Below are 15420 nucleotides of genomic sequence, written 5' to 3'. Positions count from 1 at the left end.
CGCCATGCTGACCCGTCGCATCATCCCGATTCTGGCCATCGCGGGCGTCGTGTACTCCATCGTCTCGACGGTGATGGGGGCGAAGTCGCCCGAGCCCTCGAAGCCCGTCATCCAGCCCCACCCGCGACCCGCCAAGGAACGGATGCTCGCAGGCTCGGGCCTGGTCGAGTCGCGTCGCGAGAACATCCCGATCGGCGCGAGCATCCCGGGCGTCGTCATCCAGGTTCACGTCAAGAAGGGGGACCATGTGAAGCAGGGCGACCCTCTCTTCCTTGTGGACGACCGCGAGGTCCGCGGGCAGATCGGCGTCAAGCAGGCTCAGTTGGAATCGGCCTGCGCCCAGCTTCACAAACTGCAGGCCGCTCCTCGTCCTGAAGACCTGCCGCCTCTGGAAGCTGCGGTCGAGGAGGCGCAGGCCAAGCTCGACGACGCCGAGACGGCCCTGGGACGCACCCGGCAACTCTTCAGTCGGCAGGCCGTTCCCTCCAGCGACCTCGACAAGGACAAGTTCGCCTACTACGCGGCCAAGGCGTCTCTCGACCGCGCTATCGCGGAGCTGGAAAGGGTGAAGAAGGGGAGCTGGCAGGAGGACGTCGATGTGTCGAAGGTCGCCGTGAAGCTCGCCCAGAGCGAGCTGGACAGTTGCAAACTGTTGCTCGACCGACATACCGTCCGGGCCCCGATCGACGGCGACGTCCTTCAGCTCAACGTCCGTCCCGGCCAGTTCGCCGCGACGAACTGGAACGAGCCGATGATCGTCCTGGGAGACGTCAACCGCCTGCACGTCCGGGTCGACATCGACGAGAACGACGTCCCGCTTTTCGATCATGCGTCGATGGCCGCAGCCTACCTCAAGGGCCGATCGCATGGTCGACTGGCCCTGAAATTCGAGTACGTCGAACCCTACATGATCCCCAAGCAGAGCCTGACCGGCGCGACGTCCGAACGGGTCGACACCCGGGTCCTTCGGGTGGTGTATTCGCTCCCCGACGGCTGCCAGGATCGGGTCTATGTGGGCCAGCAGATGGACGTTTACATCAAGGTGCCGAAGGACCGCTGGGACGCCGCGTTCGACGCCGTGGGGCGGCCCGAAGATCCGTTCGGCGATGCTCCGAAGCCGACGCCGGCTCCGGCCGTCCCGGCGACCGAGAAGGTCGGCGGATGAAGTTCAGCAGAGTCTTCCCTACGCTCATCCACTCGGGGCTTGAGAGGAGCATTCCAAATGGCGGCGGATCGACGAAAGATTGTGAAGAGGCGCGACCGGTTCGCCCTGGTCGGCCTTAGAGTCACTCTCGCTCTTGCTTTCGCGGCGTTGGGCTGTGGTTTGCTTCTACCCCGTCTGTCGGTGGAGCTGGAACGGGCGGGGGTCAGCCCGACGCTCCAATTGCTGCTCGGCGCGTCCCATTTCGCGGTGGCCGGGGCGCTTTTGGTCCCGCGCCTCGCCGCCGGCGTGATCTTTACACTGGGCTCGTTCGTCGTCTGGTCGGTGGCCTCGAACCTTCCCAAGGGTCCGCTCCCCACCTTCGCCATTCCGGCACTGCTGACGATCGCACTGTTCATGCTCGCCGTTGGCTGTGGGTTGCGCAGTCGGGCTCAGTCCCTGGCGTGGGGGCGGATGCTCGCCCGGTATGCGGAGGGCGGCGGATCTTCGGTTCCCTCGACGCGTCGGTCGAAGCCTGTTTGACGCCCTGTCTCTCGGCTGGATCGCGCGGAACGCGGCTCGAAGACCGGGAGATTGATATGCTACGATGACGTCCTCGACGGGGGCGGGTCCGGCCTGTGGGTCTGCGGCGTCCCCGCAACCATTGCCACTTGCTCGCTCGCGAGGACATCCATGATTCGACGTCTGGGCGCTGTCGCATTTCTTGGCCTCCTCGCCTTGCTGGCGACGGCCGTCGGTCGATCGGCCGCGGCCGACGACGAGTCGAACAAGCGGAAGCCCGTCGGGCAAGTTCCCGACCCTGAAACGGCGCAAAAGGCCCTACGGGTCCTCCCCGGGTTCAAGGTGGACCTGTTCGCCGCCGAACCAAACGTGGCGAACATCGTGGCCTTCCACGCCGACGAGAAGGGGCGGTTTTACGTCGTCGAGACCTTCCGCCACAGCGACGGCGTGACCGATACTCGCGGCCACATGAACTGGCTGGTCGACGACCTGGCCGCGCGGACGGTCTCCGACCGCGTCGCCATGTACCGCAAATTCTTCACGCTGCAGGAGTTCGCCGACTACCGCGTCGAGCATGACCGCATTCGGCTGGTGGAGGACCGCGACGGCGACGGCAAGGCCGACCACGCCGAGGTCTTCGCCGACGGCTTCAACCTTCCCGAGACCGGCATCGGGGCCGGCGTGCTGGCCCGCAAGGGGGACGTCTACTTCACCTGCATCCCCGACCTCTGGATGCTCAAGGACACGAATGGCGACGGCAAGGCCGACGTCCGCAAGCTCCTGCACAACGGCTATGGAGTCCACGTCGGCTTCCTCGGCCACGACCTGCACGGCCTGATCTTCGGGCCCGACGGCAAGCTGTATTTCTCGATCGGCGACCGCGGCTTCAACGTCAAGACGCTGGACGGCAAGGAACTCGCGGTGATCGACACCGGCTCGGTCCTCCGCTGCGAGCCGGACGGCACGAACCTGGAAGTGGTCGCGACCGGCCTGCGGAATCCCCAGGAACTCGCCTTCAACGACTCGGGCGACCTCTTCACCGTCGACAACAACTCCGACGGCGGCGACAAGGCTCGCTTCGTCCACATCGTCGAGGGGGGAGACAGCGGCTGGCGGATCGGCTTCCAGTTCATCAACAAGCCCAACGCCCGAGGCGTCTGGAACAGCGAGAAGATGTGGACGCCCGAGTGGGACGGCAAGCCCGCCTACATGATCCCGCCGATCATCAACTTCGCCGACGGCCCCTCCGGCCTGACCTACTACCCAGGCGTTGGCCTCAACGACGGTGAGCTGGGGCGATTCTACCTGAGCGACTTCCGAGGCGCAGCCGCCACCAGCGGCGTCCGCTCGTTCCTCGCCAAGCCCAAGGGGGCCTCGTTCGAGCTGGCCGATCCCAGGCAGTTCCTCTGGGGCCTTCAGGCCACCGACTGCGACTTCGCGCCCGACGGCGCGCTCTACGTGAGCGACTGGATCAAGGGCTGGGACAAGACCGGCAAGGGCCGCATCTGGCGCGTCTCCGACCCGTCGGCCGCTTCCGACCCCCGCGTGGCCGAGACCCGCAAGCTGATCGCCGAGGGCTTCGACGGCCGCTCCGACGAGGAACTTGGCCGGCTGTTGTCCTATCCGGATCGCCGCGTCCGCCAGGAGGCCCAGTTCACGCTGGCTGATCGCGCCAAGGCGGGACGCGGCAACGCCCAGGCGACGCTCGTCCGCGTCGCTCAGGGGGCCGACGCGAATCACTCGCGGTTCCACGGCGTCTGGGGGATCGGCCAGGTTCTCCGAGGCTCCGACGACGCCCGCCGTCGCGAGCTGTCGCCTGTCCTGCTCGCCCTGCTGAAGGACTCCGACGCCGATGTCCGCGCTCAGGCGGCGCGGGCGTCGACGGAATGGACGGCGACCCCGCCGGCCGCGATCCTTCCGCTTGTGCAGGATGAGAACCCCCGTGTGCGGCTTTTCGCCATGCTCTCCCTGGCCAGGCTGGCACCCTCGGCCGAAGTGGTCGGGCCGATCATGGATCGGATCGCCGCCGGCGACGGGCTTGACCCATACCTGCGACACGCGGCCGTCTTCGCGCTGGCCCGCGCCGCCGAGGACGCGAAGGCTCGCGAGCGAATCGTCGCCCGCGCTGGCGACTCCTCGGTTGAGGTCCGCATGGCGGTGCTGCTGACGATGCGAAGGCTCGACGACCCGGCCGTCGCCCGTTTCCTTGACGACGCCGTCCCGGCGATCGTGCTGGAAGCCGCCCGCTGCATCACCGAGCGTCCCGGAATGGAACAGGCGATCGGCAAGCTGGCGGCGATGGCGACGAAAGCGAACCTGTCCGAGGCGCTCTGGCGGCGCGTGCTGACCGCCAGCGAGGGCTTCGGCCGGTCCGAGGCCGACCCACGCCCTCTCGCCGCGATCGCCGCTCGCTCGGACGTTCCCGAATCGATCCGGGTCGAGGCTCTGGGGATGCTCGCCAAGTGGGGCGAGCCGTCGGCCTTGCATCCGCTGACGGGGTTGTGGCGGGGCGAGTCCAAGCGTTCGGCCGAGCCGGCCGTCGCCGCGATGACCTCGGCGCTTCCCAAGCTGGTTTCCGGTTCGTCCAACAAGGTCCGCAGCGCTACGGCTGCGGCCGTGGCCGAGTTGAAGGTCGCCGACGCCGGGCCGTCGCTCCGAGGTCTCGCCGCCGACGTCTCGCTCCCGGCTGGCTCGCGCGTCGAGGCCCTTCGCGCTCTCGATGCGTTGAAAGATGAGAATCTCGCCGAGTCCGTTGCCGCCGCCATGAAGGACCAGGCCGGCCCCGTTCGTTCGGAGGGCCTGCGGATCCTCGCCCGCCTGGAGCCGGAACGGGCCGTCGATGAGGCCTCTACCGTGCTCCAATCCGGCGCGGCGTCCGAGAAGCAGGCGGCCTTTGCCACTCTGGGCTCAATCCCTGGGGCGAAGTCCGACGCGGTCCTCGCGAAGTGGCTCACGAAGCTCCAGGCCGGCGAACTCCCTCCGGAGGTTCGCCTCGACCTGACCGAGGCCGTCGCGAAGCGGGAAGCTGCCGAGGTGAAGAAGGGGCTGGCGGGCTACGAGGCGCTCCGCGACTCGAAGGATCCACTGGCCGCCTATCGCGACGCTCTTGCCGGCGGCGACGCCGAGCGTGGCCGTCAGATCTTCCGCGAGAAGGCGGAGGTCCAGTGCATGCGCTGTCACAAGGTCTCTGGCGACGGCGGAGAGGTCGGCCCCGAACTGGCCGGCATCGGCCGTAAGAAGGGCCGGGAGTACGTTCTCGAGTCGATCGTCATTCCTAACAAGCAGATCGCCCAGGGCTTCGAAACCCAGGTGATCGCCCGCGAGAACGGCCAGGTCGTCGCGGGGATCGTGAAGTCCGAGGACGAGAAAGAGGTCCGTCTCGTCACGGCCGAGGGGAACACGGTGGTGATTCCCAAGAGCGAGATCGAGGAGAAGGCCCGCGGCGCCTCGGCCATGCCCGAGGACATCATCAAGGACCTCTCCAAGCCCGAGATCCGCGACCTGGTTGAGTTCCTCTCGACCACGGAGCCGTTCGGACAGCCGTGAGGCTGTTTCCCACATCACCAACCGCGGTGCGGCGATTCGCAGCTCCCTCTCCCGCCGGGAGAGGGCAGCCGCGCAGCGGCGGGTGAGGGTCATGGGATTTCGGAGGGCATGTCGGACGGAGGCGATCGAAGACCCGTCGCTAAGCCTACAGTCCGACGACCCTCACCCGGCCCATCGTTCCCTCTCCCGGCGGGAGAGGGAACGATGGGCTACCGGCGGCGACGGAGACGAGATCCACCGCCTCACGACTTCACAAAGCTCCTCGCCAGGTCGAACACGCTGTAGCCCGCAACGGCCGAGATGGCGATGAACGCGATCCAGGTGAAGACGTCGCTAAGGCGTGAGGGGCCGACGCGGGGGTCGTCGTCGCGGCGGCGGAGATAAATCGTCGCGCCGGCGATCAGGGGGAGCATCAACCCCTGGGCCATGCCGCCGGCTTTGACCAGCCCCTGGGGCTCGCGGACGGCGTAGTACAGCACCAGCGCCAGCAGGGGATAGACGACGCAGAAGACCTTGATCGCTCGCTCACGGCCAACCTCGCCCGAGGGACGCCAGAGGCCGGTGATCCCAAGGAAGTCCACCGTCAATCGGCTGTTGGCTGCGGTGGCGACGTACAGCGTCTTGAACAGAACGGCCCATGCACCCAGCAGGAAGGCGATCCTCACGCCGCCTCTCAGCGGCGCCAGCGGCGTCCCTTCCAGGGGGCCGAGGTACATTTGCGCCAGGGTCGGGATCATGTCCGGCCCCTTGGGGTCCATCCCCTGGGGATGCAGCACCGCCGCTCCCAGCATGTAGAACGCGACCGTGGCGATCGTGAAGACGACCATGCTGACCCAGGCGTCGAGCTGCATCACACGCGTCCAGCCCTGGGCGCGGTCGACCCATCTCGAATCGTCGCTGACGGGCTTAGGGCCGACGAATCGGGCGTATCCTTTCTCGATACACCAGTAAGGGTAGGCCACCAATTCCGCCGCGCCGACGCCCGTGATGCCGAAGGCCGAGAACGCCAGCGCCACGGCCGTCGCCGGCAGGGCGAACGTGAAGCCCGAGGCCACGTCCGCCAGACCGATGCGGAACCTCGTCCATTGGAGGATCGCCACGCTGGCGACGGTGAAGAGCGTTACGGCGGCTACCAGGATCGTCGTGATGAACTCGATCCGCCGATAGCCCCCTGAGAGCAGCAGGGCCGAGGCCGCGATCGTCGTCAGCGCCGCCCAGATGTACTCCTCGTGGGACTGGAGGAACGTCCCCCACGAGGGCGAAACCGCCGCCACGGCCTGGGCCATGGAGTCGGACGCTCCTGGGAAGGCCATGTGGGCCGCCTGGCCGACGGTCCCTTCCATCGCGGCGATCTGCGCCTGGGTCGCCAGCATCATGAACAGCCAGAGCCAGCAGACCCAAGACGCCCCCACCCGAGGCCCTGGAAGGGTGTCGAAGGCCGCCAGCGTCGTTTTGCCGTGAACGATCGCGTACCGCCCCAACTCGATCTGGACGAAGACCTTGACGACGCAACTGGCCAAAATCAGCCAGAGCAGCGTGAACCCGGCCTTCGCTCCCAGGCCCGTCGTGTTGATGAGTTCGCCCGTGCCGACGATCGCAGCCGCCAGGATCAATCCGGGGCCGATCCGCCCCAGCGCCTTCACCAAGGATCGCGGCGGTTCCTCCACGGATTCGGCCGGCGTGGCGTAGAGGTCGTTCTCCTCGTGCGCAAGCTCACTCATCGATCAGACTCCGATCCGACTTGACGACCCTTCAGCCTCGCGACGGCGACCATCCTAAAGGCCCGCGGCGGTCGACGCCACCGCCTGGTCGATGGTGCGGAAAGGCAGCATGCGTCGCGATTGGGCAACAAGCGTCGCCGGCTCCCGGCGGATTGCGAAGTCGGAGCCTAGCGTTGAATCGGGAGGCCGAATCGCGACGGCGCGTGGGCCGCGACTCGAAGACACCCAGGAGGCTCACCGACCATGATGATCGCGGCGAAAGATCCGGCGTCATGGGGCGTCTCTCCCAGCCCCCAGACAGGAATCGAGGTTGAGCCGAGCCTGCATTCCCACGCGACTCACCTTTTGATGTCGCGGCTGCTGGACGAACCCGCGGGTCTGGTTTCGGAGTCGCCCGTCGTTGGGCTGTCGCCGACGCCGACTCCGACGTCTTCGGCCCCGCAGCCGGCCATGCGGTTGCGGCCGTTTCAGCGAATCGGCGAGTATCGGTTGATCGCTCGGCTAGGGAGGGGGGCTCAGGGCGAGGTCTGGAAGGCCGTCCGCGGCGCAGGTCGACATCGGGTCGTCGCTCTCAAGATCCTCAACCCCGGATTGTCGATCCACCATCGAAGGCTCGCCCAGTTCCGCCGGGAGGCCGAGCGTGGGGCTCGGCTGGTCGGACCGTCGCTCCTCCAGGTCGTCGACGCCGGCGAGGCCGACGGCTTCTTCTTCATGGCGATGCCTTTCATTGAGGCCGTGACGCTTCACGACGTGATCCGCGAACGTCGGATCCGCCGTCAGGGAGATCCCGTCGAACCGCTCCATCCGATCGTCGACCTGGACGATGCGAGGTATTACGTGGAGGCGGCTCGCACGATCGCCCGGTCTTCAAGGGCCCTCGACCGCATCCACGTCCACCGGATCGTCCATCGCGACGTCAAGCCAGCGAACATTCTGCTGGAGCGGCGGTCGCCGTTCGGGGTCTTTCTCTGCGACCTCGGCCTGGGCCGCGACCTCGACCAGGCGACCCGCGAGCAGATGCGCGACGGCGCTGGGACTCCCATGTACATGGCGCCCGAACGGCTTCGCAAGGACCCCGCGGACGAGATCCTCTCCGACGTCTACTCGATGGGGGCGACCCTGTTCGAGGCCCTGACGCTTGGCCGCCAGTTCGAGCCGATCCGCGACGTTCCCCTGCCTGCGCTGGCGCCCATGCTCGCCAAGGCCTCGCCGCGGACTCCCCGGGCGGTTGACCCGAATCTCCCCGCTTGCTTCGAGCCGGTCATCCTCCGGGCCGTCGCCCCCGAGCCTCAGGATCGTTACCAGTCGGCCGGAGCGCTGGCCGACGCTCTCGACAACGCCGCGGCCGAAGCCCATCGCCGACTCAACACCGGCGTCAACTGTCATCGTCCCCGCCACCTTGATCCTCGCCGCCGCTCCGCCGACGTCCGCGCCGAGATGCGATAGAATCGCGGCATGGACGATCCCATTCGCCCCGCGCTCCTGATCCTCCACGGCCTGGGAGGCGGCCCTTACGAACTTCAACCCCTGCTCGACGCTCTCCTGGAGTCGGGCCGTCGCGTCGAGGCGCCGACGCTCCCGGGCCACGACGGGGCCGGCCCCGTCATGCCCGCCTCGACCTGGCCTGAATGGACCGATGCCGCCGAGCGTTGGTTCGATCAACTGGCCGCGGAGGGACGGCCTGTGGCGGTCGTCGGCTTCTCGACGGGAGGACTGATCGCCTTGCATCTGGCGACACGCCGGCCCGTCGAACGCCTGGCGCTGATCGCGCCCTTCTTCGCCGTCCGATACACGGACTGGCTTCCCTTCCGCGTCGGACCGATCGTTCGCACCCTCGCGTACTTTGTTCCGAACCCCCGCCGCCGATCGCCGGCCGTTCGCGATCCCGAGGCCCGCCGCCGCCTGGCGAAGCTCGACCGCTTTCGGACGTTCAGCCTCCCCGCCGCAGCCTCCGCCCTGGAACTGATCGAAGCTGTCGAGCCGACGTTGCCGACGGTCGCCGCTCCCACGTTGATCGTGCAGGGCGACCTCGACACCGTCGTTGAACCGGCCCGGGCGGCTCGCTTGCTTGAACGTCTCGGCTCATCACGCAAACGGCTTGTGGCGCTCGCACGAAGCGACCACCTGGCGCTGCACGACCGGGACCGCGACCAGGCGCTCGCCGAGATCATCGCGTTCCTGAACGAAGACCTGGGCGAATGAAGGAGCATCAGCCCGGTCGGTTTGGGCCGTGAATCGTGGCGTTCGGGCCGAACCGGATGTGCAAGTTGGCGTGGCCGGCGAAGCGGTCGCCGTAGATCGCTCTGACGATCGCCCAGTCCGAGAGGATCGCCGCCATCGTCGCAAGCACGCCCGCCGCAACGACCCGCCTCCAACGGACGGGACGACCGGCGAAGGTCTTTGGTGTCGGCGCTGGCGTAGTCTCGTCACGCGCCGGCGAGGCCGCCAGCAGGATGATCGAGCAGAGCAGGGCGTTCGCGTAGATGACGCCCTCGGTGATGAGTCTCTGATCGGCGAACTTGACGACCGCCTTCTCGAAGTTGCCGACCACGACGATCGCCAGCAGCATCAGGAAGAGCGCCTGACCTCGCCCCAGGGGGCTTTCCGGCACAACGGCGAACGGCCGGCGGTCGTGGCGGATCATCAGGATGAAAAGCGTCGCCGCGGCGAGCGTGAATCCCAGGTCGAACCAATGTTCGGCGGCGATCCCGTACATCGTGGCCGGTACTGCCTGGACGTCGACCCAGTGGCTGACGCTCTTCCGGAAGTTCACCAGCGGGATGATGAGCAACGTGAAGGCGACCGCCAATCGCTCCGGCCATCGCCGATCTGGGGGAATCGTTCCGTCGTCGATCGGCCCGGTCCGCATGGCGAGGCCCGCGACCGCCGCGGCCAGGCCGAGTCCATTGATGAGACCCGTCGTCTGTTCCAGCACGCTGTGCCAGTTGGTCTCGTAGCCGCTGGTCACGGCGACCAGCTTGATCATGGAGGCTCCGGCGAAACTGATCCCTCCTACCACACCCGAAACCGCCGCAGCCCGCGCTGTCTGAGGCAACCCGTTGCGCAGGCAGTAGACGAAGAGGCCGACGACCATCCCGGTCATGCCGGCCCAGTTGTCTCCCCGAGGCGGCGTCATCCTCAGGCCGAGCACCAGCACGAGCAGCACAAACCCAACCCACCAACCGCCCGCCATGTGAAGGATCAGCGAACAGGCCCGGTCGATTCGCCCTCGAACGGCTGAGTAGAGGAGCACGACGGCCGCCGCCGTCGCAACTCCCAACCAGTCGGAGTCGTACCAGTTCAGGTCGAAGCCCCTGCCGCGCAGCCAGGGCTCAAAGAGCCTTCCCTGAAACTGCCAGGCTGCGAAAACAGCGAGGATCGGGGGGAAGAGTTCGACCAGGCGACCGCGGTCGGCCTCCGCCGGTAAAGCCGTCCCCGCGCCCCCGGGCGCGGCCCAGAGGAAGCCGATGACGAAGAGGGCGGCGAAACCGTAGAGGACTGACAGCGAATGCCCGGAATGCGTATAGCCGATCACCTGCATGTACGAGATGCTGCCGCCAAACGACCACCCCAGCGCACCAAACAGCGCGAAGAACGGCAGGCGGTCGTACCAGTCGCGACGTCCGGAGAGCAAGACGGCCGCCATGGCCGCCAGCGCGCCGGGGATCAACGCCCCGTACTCGTGCCCGAAGTTTCCCCGAATCCCCCAGCCGATCGACAGCGCCATCGCCGTCGCAATCCAGAAGGCTGCACCCCGCACGTACTCCCGTTCCGGCATCGTCGCCCTCCCGTGGAACGTCGTCTTCGTCTCTGGACAGCGACGATCAGGGTACGACGCCCGGCAGCGTCAGGCAACGATCATCCCTCGTTGCAGCATCCTCCGATCCGCGGTTAGTCTGATCGCATGGATATCCTGCCGCGAGCGTTCTACGACCGAAACGCCAGGGAGGTCGCCCCGGAACTCCTGGGGATGCACGTGATTCGGACGATTAGGGGCGAACCCCGCGTAGGTCGAATCGTGGAGGCCGAGGCCTACCTGGGTCCACACGACCTCGCCGCGCATTCGTCGAAGGGGCTGACGAAGCGGACCCGCGTCATGTTTGGACCGCCAGGTTTTGCCTATGTTTACCTGATCTACGGGATGTATCACTGCCTGAACGCCGTCACTGGCCCCGACGATCACGCGTCGGCGGTGCTTATACGGGCGCTGGAACCCGTCGCTGGGATCACTGGGGCCACCAACGGCCCGGGGCGGCTCTGCCGAGCCCTGGAGATTGATCTCGGGCTGTACGGGCACGACCTGACTTCAGGCGGCGAGTTGACGATCGTGCGGCCGAAGGATTTCGGAGCCCCGTTCACCATTGAGGCGGGTCCTCGGATCGGCGTGGACTACGCCCGGGAATGGGCGCAGGAGCCCCTGCGTTTTACGATCGCCGGGAGTCCTTGTCTTTCGCGACGTTAGGACGATATCCCGTCAGCCGTAAGCGCAGGCCTCGCCCCAATCGGACCCGGATCGCGGAGGGAACGTACGGATGTTTCGAGGGGGGAGGGGCGTCGGCGGAGAGTCGTCTCCGGAACCCGCGTTCGAGTCGTTCAGAGCCTCCCGCCCGTGCAGAACGTGGCGAATGATCTCGCTGGGGTCGACGGGTTTCACGAGGTGGGCGTCGAAGCCGGCTTCGCGTGATTTCCGGAGATCCTCGGGCTGGCCGTATGCCGTCTGCGCCAGCAGGATCGGCGGATCGGCGAGGGCCGATCGGATGGCGCGGACGACCTCATAACCCGACATTCCCGGCAGCCCGATGTCGATAAAGATGACGTCATGCGGCTTTTGGGTTGCGAGTCGCAGCCCTTCCCAGCCGTCGTGCGCGACATCCACCCGACATCCATAGTATTGCAAGAGGCTGGCCTGCGAGAGCGCCAGGTCCTCGTTGTCGTCGATGATCAGGACGCAGCGTTCGGGGGTCGCCTTGTCCGTCGACTTGGTCTTCATGATGCTCCCTCCCGACCACTGTCTACGCAACATCTCTTCAAGCAACATCCGTGCCGCGGTCGCGTCTTCGAAGACCGGACGTGCGACGGTGAGGTCAAGGCTTGTTGGCGCCGGGCGCCTTGGCGAGGCGGTCCTTTTCAGGTGGGTGCTTCTCGTTGAAGCGGAAGAGTTCCTGCTGGGCGGCGGCGTCAAGCGGGTCGCGGCTGATGGCTAATTTGAGCCATCCACGGGCCTCGGGGATGAGTCCCGCCTGCGCGCAGGCGCGAGCCGCCTGACGGATCATGTCGGGGTCGTTGCGGCCGGCGGGCGTGGCCATCCGCTGGACGAGCGAATTAAACGCTTCCAGGGACTCGGCTTCCTTGCGGAGGGGGGCGGCCATTTCAGGCTGGCCGCAGAGTTCATAGGCATGGATGAGGCCGAAAACGGCGTCGCGGTTGGTCCGGTCGTCGTCATACGCGATCCGATACCAGCGCAGGGCTTCCGGCCCGTCGCGGCGGGCGAGAGCGATCCGCCCCTTGAGTCGGGCCAGTTCCGGGTCGTTCGAGCGGTCGGCGGCCAGAAGTTCCTCGGCCCGGTCTTCCTGACGACGTTCCATCAGGATCATCACTCGCAGAGCGAGAGCCCGAGCGTCGGTTTCCGGAAGTGGGGCCAGCGCCTCCTCGGCCTCGTCGTAGAGTCCCAACCGGCGGTCGTTGTCGGCCAGGGCCAGGCGGGATTCGCGGTCGTCTGGGTCGGCCGCGAGGTACTTGCCGAGGGTTTGAGCGACCTCGCCGGCCTCCCACTGGCAGTTTCGCATCAGGCACCAGTGGAAGAGGTTCTCGTACCGCAGCGCCGAGACCTCCGCCAGCGCGGCGAACTGCTCGCTCAACTCACGACGACGCAACTGCATCCCGTAGATGTAGATCAATTCTCGAAGCGGCTGGGCCGCCCTGGGATCGAGCCTGATCGCCTCCAGGAGATGTTTCTCAGCGAACCGAGCTCGGTCGCGCCGCAACTCGATCTGGCCGGCGAGCAGCCGGGCCTGAGACGCCAGCGGGGTGTCGTCTGGGATCTCCGCCAGCGCGGCGAGCGCTTCGTCGGTCTGTTCACGGGCGAGGGCGATCTGGGCTCGCAGCATCCAGTCGCGGGGAAGCGGCGCGCGCGCCTTGCCGAGACGCTCGAACAGGGCCTGCGCCTCGTCGAAGCGTCGCGCTTGAATGCTTGCCTCGGCGTCGCGCCAGAGTTGATCGGGATTCTCCGCGCCGGGGCCGTTGCAAGCGGCGAACGCTGCGGCTACAAGGATTCCCAGGCCGGTTCGGCGTCGTCCGTGCGTCGTTCCCATGGGCCGAATCGTTCTTGATCCTGTTCGAGGAGATGGGGACTCGACCCGATCATGGCCGACGCATCGGCCGGATCGCAAGCCCTCCCCTTGACGAGCCGGCGGTTTGCCGACATACTCCGACTGACCTCTCAAACCGGGACACGGATCCCCGCAGACTGAGCCGACGGACCGATCGCACCTTCAGCAGGACACGGATGTCATGCGCCAGGCTCTCCGCTCCCTCGCGATCGTCGCCGCTCTCCTGGCACCCATCTCCGCGGTCGCCGCCCCTGCCGATTCGGTCAGTCAGGCTCGACTGAAGATCGCCGCCAAGGATCTGAAAGGGGCCGCAGCTCTGCTGGAAGAGGCCCTCGGCAGTTCGCCCACACCCTCAGCCGAGGACCGAAAGGCGCTGGTCGATCTGCTCAAGGAAACCTACCGGGGCCTGATCCGCGACGCCCGGGCCGCCGGGAACTCGAAGTCCGCAGCGGCTTACGAAGACGATCTGGCGATCCTGGAAGTTACGACTCCCGCACCGGCGGTTGCGAGCCCCGCGCCGGCCCCAGCCGCCGCACCGTCTCCGGCGGTGACCGCTCCGGTCCGCTCGCTGCCGCCGATTCCGACGCCGGCCTCGACCCCCAAGGTTGCAGCCGAGGCATCCCCCAAGACGCTTCCTGCGGACGCTGAATCGACGGCCATCCCCCGCGTCGATCCTCCCTCGGATCCGCTGGCGGACCAGTCGACCGAACTCCCGGCGCTCGGCGGGCCGGCCTCGCCCCCCGCGAAGCCCGCGGCTGCTCCCTCGGCGAGGACGCGCGACGACCGCGTCGGCAGGGCCTCCGCCTCGACCCCCGCCGCCGCTCCGGATCCGGTCGAAACGCCCGCGTCGACCCCTCCCGCCGCCCGCGATGAACTGGCTGAGGCCGACGCCCTCTTCAACGCCAAGAAGTACGAGCAAGCGGGGAAGAGCTACGCGGCATTGGCGCGTCAGGGGAAGCTGCCGGATACGCGGGCCAAGGCCTGGGCGTATTGCCGGTGGGCCGGGATCGTCGCCCGGATCAACGCCGGCCCCAAGACCAAGCAGGAATGGGAACAACTCGACCGCGAGGTCGACAGCGTCCAGAAGCTGATGCCGGGGAACTGGTTCGGCGATTACCTCAAGGATCTTGTGGCCGAGGGTCGCAGCGGTCGGCGGCCGGTCGCCAAAGGGCCGAGCGTCTCCGTCCGAGGGGCTTCTCCCGACGAGCCCGAGACCGAGCCTATAACGCCCGCTCCGCGCAAGCCCCGGGTCGACCCTCAGGCTCGCAAGGCCGCCGCGCAAGAGCTTCAGCTTCCGGCCGCGACCGACGACCTGCCGGCACCCGCTCCGGTCCCGGCGGCACCCGTCGAAGAGCTTTCACCGGCTGCGCAGGCGGCTCCCGCTCGGAAGGCCGCTTCGCCCGTCTCCTGGCAGGTTCTGGAGACGGCCAGCTTCCGGATTTTTCACACCGACCCCAAACTGGCCGCGAGGGCCGCCGAGGCCGCCGAGGCCGTGCGAGCTTCGCAGGGCGCCCGTTGGGGCAGTCCCACGGCCCGGACGGCCTGGTCCCCGCGCTGCGACCTTTACCTCTACCCCACGCCGGCCGACTTCGCCAAGATGACCGGCCAGCCTGAAACCTCGCCCGGTTTCTCGACGATGGGCATCGGCGGCGGCCGGGTCGTCGCACGACGTGTGAACCTCCGGGCCGATCACCCCCAAATCATCTCAGCCATTCTTCCCCACGAGGTCACGCACGTCGTCCTGGCCGACGTCTTCACCGACCAGCAGATTCCGCGATGGGCCGACGAGGGGATGGCCGTCCTCGCCGAACCGGTCTCTGAGCAGGTCGGCCGCGCCGTCGAGTTGAACGCCCCGCTCGCCGAGGGCCGCGTCTTCGGGCTCGACAAGCTGATGACCATCGACTACCCCGCGGCCAAGGACTGGAATCTCTACTACGCCCAGAGCGTCTCCCTGACTCAATTCCTGATGTCGCAGGGAACTCCCGCGCAGTTCGTGACGTTCCTCAAGGACGCCCAGCGCCGAGGTCCCGACGCCGCTCTCCAGGGGGCGTACCAGATCGACGGCGTGGCCGAACTCGACCGCCGATGGCGAGACCACGCCGCCCTCGAAGCCTCACGCCTGGCGACGTCTGAAGAAGGCGTGGCGACGGCCAAGTAATCA

General features: G+C 67.4%; 11 protein-coding genes. 7 read left to right on the top strand and 4 right to left on the bottom strand.

Annotated features, from left to right (window positions below; genetic code table 11):
• The first annotated feature begins 4 nt into the window (after positions 1-4).
• The 3 genes from G5C50_RS07725 to G5C50_RS07715 all read left to right on the top strand — a co-directional run bounded on the left by G5C50_RS07725 (position 5) and on the right by G5C50_RS07715 (position 5209).
• A complete protein-coding gene (locus tag G5C50_RS07725) occupies positions 5-1165 on the top strand; it encodes an HlyD family secretion protein (protein WP_165067352.1) in 1161 nt (386 codons plus the stop codon).
• Between the two features lie 57 nt (positions 1166-1222).
• Positions 1223-1684, top strand: coding sequence for a hypothetical protein (locus tag G5C50_RS07720; RefSeq protein WP_165067349.1), 462 nt, complete (start codon positions 1223-1225; stop codon positions 1682-1684).
• 150 nt (positions 1685-1834) lie between these two features.
• Positions 1835-5209 (top strand): PVC-type heme-binding CxxCH protein, encoded by a 3375-nt coding sequence (locus G5C50_RS07715; protein ID WP_165067346.1) that lies wholly within the window; start codon positions 1835-1837, stop codon positions 5207-5209.
• 242 nt (positions 5210-5451) lie between these two features.
• Here G5C50_RS07715 and G5C50_RS07710 read toward each other — a convergent pair whose 3' ends face one another.
• Positions 5452-6930: an Nramp family divalent metal transporter gene (locus G5C50_RS07710; RefSeq protein ID WP_165067343.1), complete on the bottom strand. Its 1479-nt coding sequence runs from the start codon at positions 6928-6930 to the stop codon at positions 5452-5454.
• Positions 6931-7173: 243 nt separating this feature from the next.
• Here G5C50_RS07710 and G5C50_RS07705 point away from each other — a divergent pair, with 243 nt between their 5' ends.
• Together G5C50_RS07705 and G5C50_RS07700 are read left to right on the top strand one after the other, a co-directional pair.
• Positions 7174-8376 (top strand): serine/threonine-protein kinase, encoded by a 1203-nt coding sequence (locus tag G5C50_RS07705; protein WP_165067341.1) that lies wholly within the window; start codon positions 7174-7176, stop codon positions 8374-8376.
• 9 nt (positions 8377-8385) lie between these two features.
• A complete protein-coding gene (locus tag G5C50_RS07700; RefSeq protein ID WP_165067338.1) occupies positions 8386-9132 on the top strand; it encodes an alpha/beta hydrolase in 747 nt (248 codons plus the stop codon).
• A gap of 7 nt (positions 9133-9139) precedes the next feature.
• Here G5C50_RS07700 and G5C50_RS07695 read toward each other — a convergent pair whose 3' ends face one another.
• Complete coding sequence (locus G5C50_RS07695) at positions 9140-10708, bottom strand: hypothetical protein (RefSeq protein WP_165067335.1); 1569 nt, start codon at positions 10706-10708, stop codon at positions 9140-9142.
• A gap of 126 nt (positions 10709-10834) precedes the next feature.
• Between G5C50_RS07695 and G5C50_RS07690 the strand changes: the two genes are divergently transcribed.
• Positions 10835-11392, top strand: coding sequence for a DNA-3-methyladenine glycosylase (locus G5C50_RS07690; protein WP_165067333.1), 558 nt, complete (start codon positions 10835-10837; stop codon positions 11390-11392).
• 12 nt (positions 11393-11404) lie between these two features.
• Here the strand turns inward: G5C50_RS07690 and G5C50_RS07685 are convergent, their stop codons facing one another.
• Together G5C50_RS07685 and G5C50_RS07680 are read right to left on the bottom strand one after the other, a co-directional pair.
• On the bottom strand, positions 11405-11920 hold the full coding sequence (locus G5C50_RS07685; RefSeq protein WP_165067330.1) for a response regulator: 516 nt from the start codon (positions 11918-11920) through the stop codon (positions 11405-11407).
• 94 nt (positions 11921-12014) lie between these two features.
• The gene (locus G5C50_RS07680; protein ID WP_165067328.1) at positions 12015-13241 is read right to left on the bottom strand and encodes a tetratricopeptide repeat protein; all 1227 of its coding nucleotides are present in this window, start codon (positions 13239-13241) and stop codon (positions 12015-12017) included.
• A 199-nt stretch (positions 13242-13440) separates the two neighbouring features.
• On the opposite strand from G5C50_RS07680, the gene G5C50_RS07675 reads away from it, so the two are divergent.
• Positions 13441-15417: a gluzincin family metallopeptidase gene (locus tag G5C50_RS07675; protein WP_165067326.1), complete on the top strand. Its 1977-nt coding sequence runs from the start codon at positions 13441-13443 to the stop codon at positions 15415-15417.
• Positions 15418-15420: the final 3 nt, after the last annotated feature.

The sequence above is a fragment of the Paludisphaera rhizosphaerae genome (genome assembly GCF_011065895.1).
In the GTDB taxonomy this organism is placed as follows: domain Bacteria; phylum Planctomycetota; class Planctomycetia; order Isosphaerales; family Isosphaeraceae; genus Paludisphaera; species Paludisphaera rhizosphaerae.
This window is presented reverse-complemented; position numbering and strand designations above follow the sequence as displayed.

Coding starts and splice junctions, on each gene's coding strand:
- G5C50_RS07705 (WP_165067341.1), top strand. CDS start 7,174: ATGATGATCGCGGCGAAAGATCCGGCGTCATGGGGCGTCTCTCCCAGC.
- G5C50_RS07700 (WP_165067338.1), top strand. CDS start 8,386: ATGGACGATCCCATTCGCCCCGCGCTCCTGATCCTCCACGGCCTGGGA.
- G5C50_RS07690 (WP_165067333.1), top strand. CDS start 10,835: ATGGATATCCTGCCGCGAGCGTTCTACGACCGAAACGCCAGGGAGGTC.
- G5C50_RS07725 (WP_165067352.1), top strand. CDS start 5: ATGCTGACCCGTCGCATCATCCCGATTCTGGCCATCGCGGGCGTCGTG.
- G5C50_RS07675 (WP_165067326.1), top strand. CDS start 13,441: ATGCGCCAGGCTCTCCGCTCCCTCGCGATCGTCGCCGCTCTCCTGGCA.
- G5C50_RS07695 (WP_165067335.1), bottom strand. CDS start 10,708: ATGCCGGAACGGGAGTACGTGCGGGGTGCAGCCTTCTGGATTGCGACG.
- G5C50_RS07680 (WP_165067328.1), bottom strand. CDS start 13,241: ATGGGAACGACGCACGGACGACGCCGAACCGGCCTGGGAATCCTTGTA.
- G5C50_RS07685 (WP_165067330.1), bottom strand. CDS start 11,920: ATGAAGACCAAGTCGACGGACAAGGCGACCCCCGAACGCTGCGTCCTG.
- G5C50_RS07715 (WP_165067346.1), top strand. CDS start 1,835: ATGATTCGACGTCTGGGCGCTGTCGCATTTCTTGGCCTCCTCGCCTTG.
- G5C50_RS07710 (WP_165067343.1), bottom strand. CDS start 6,930: ATGAGTGAGCTTGCGCACGAGGAGAACGACCTCTACGCCACGCCGGCC.
- G5C50_RS07720 (WP_165067349.1), top strand. CDS start 1,223: ATGGCGGCGGATCGACGAAAGATTGTGAAGAGGCGCGACCGGTTCGCC.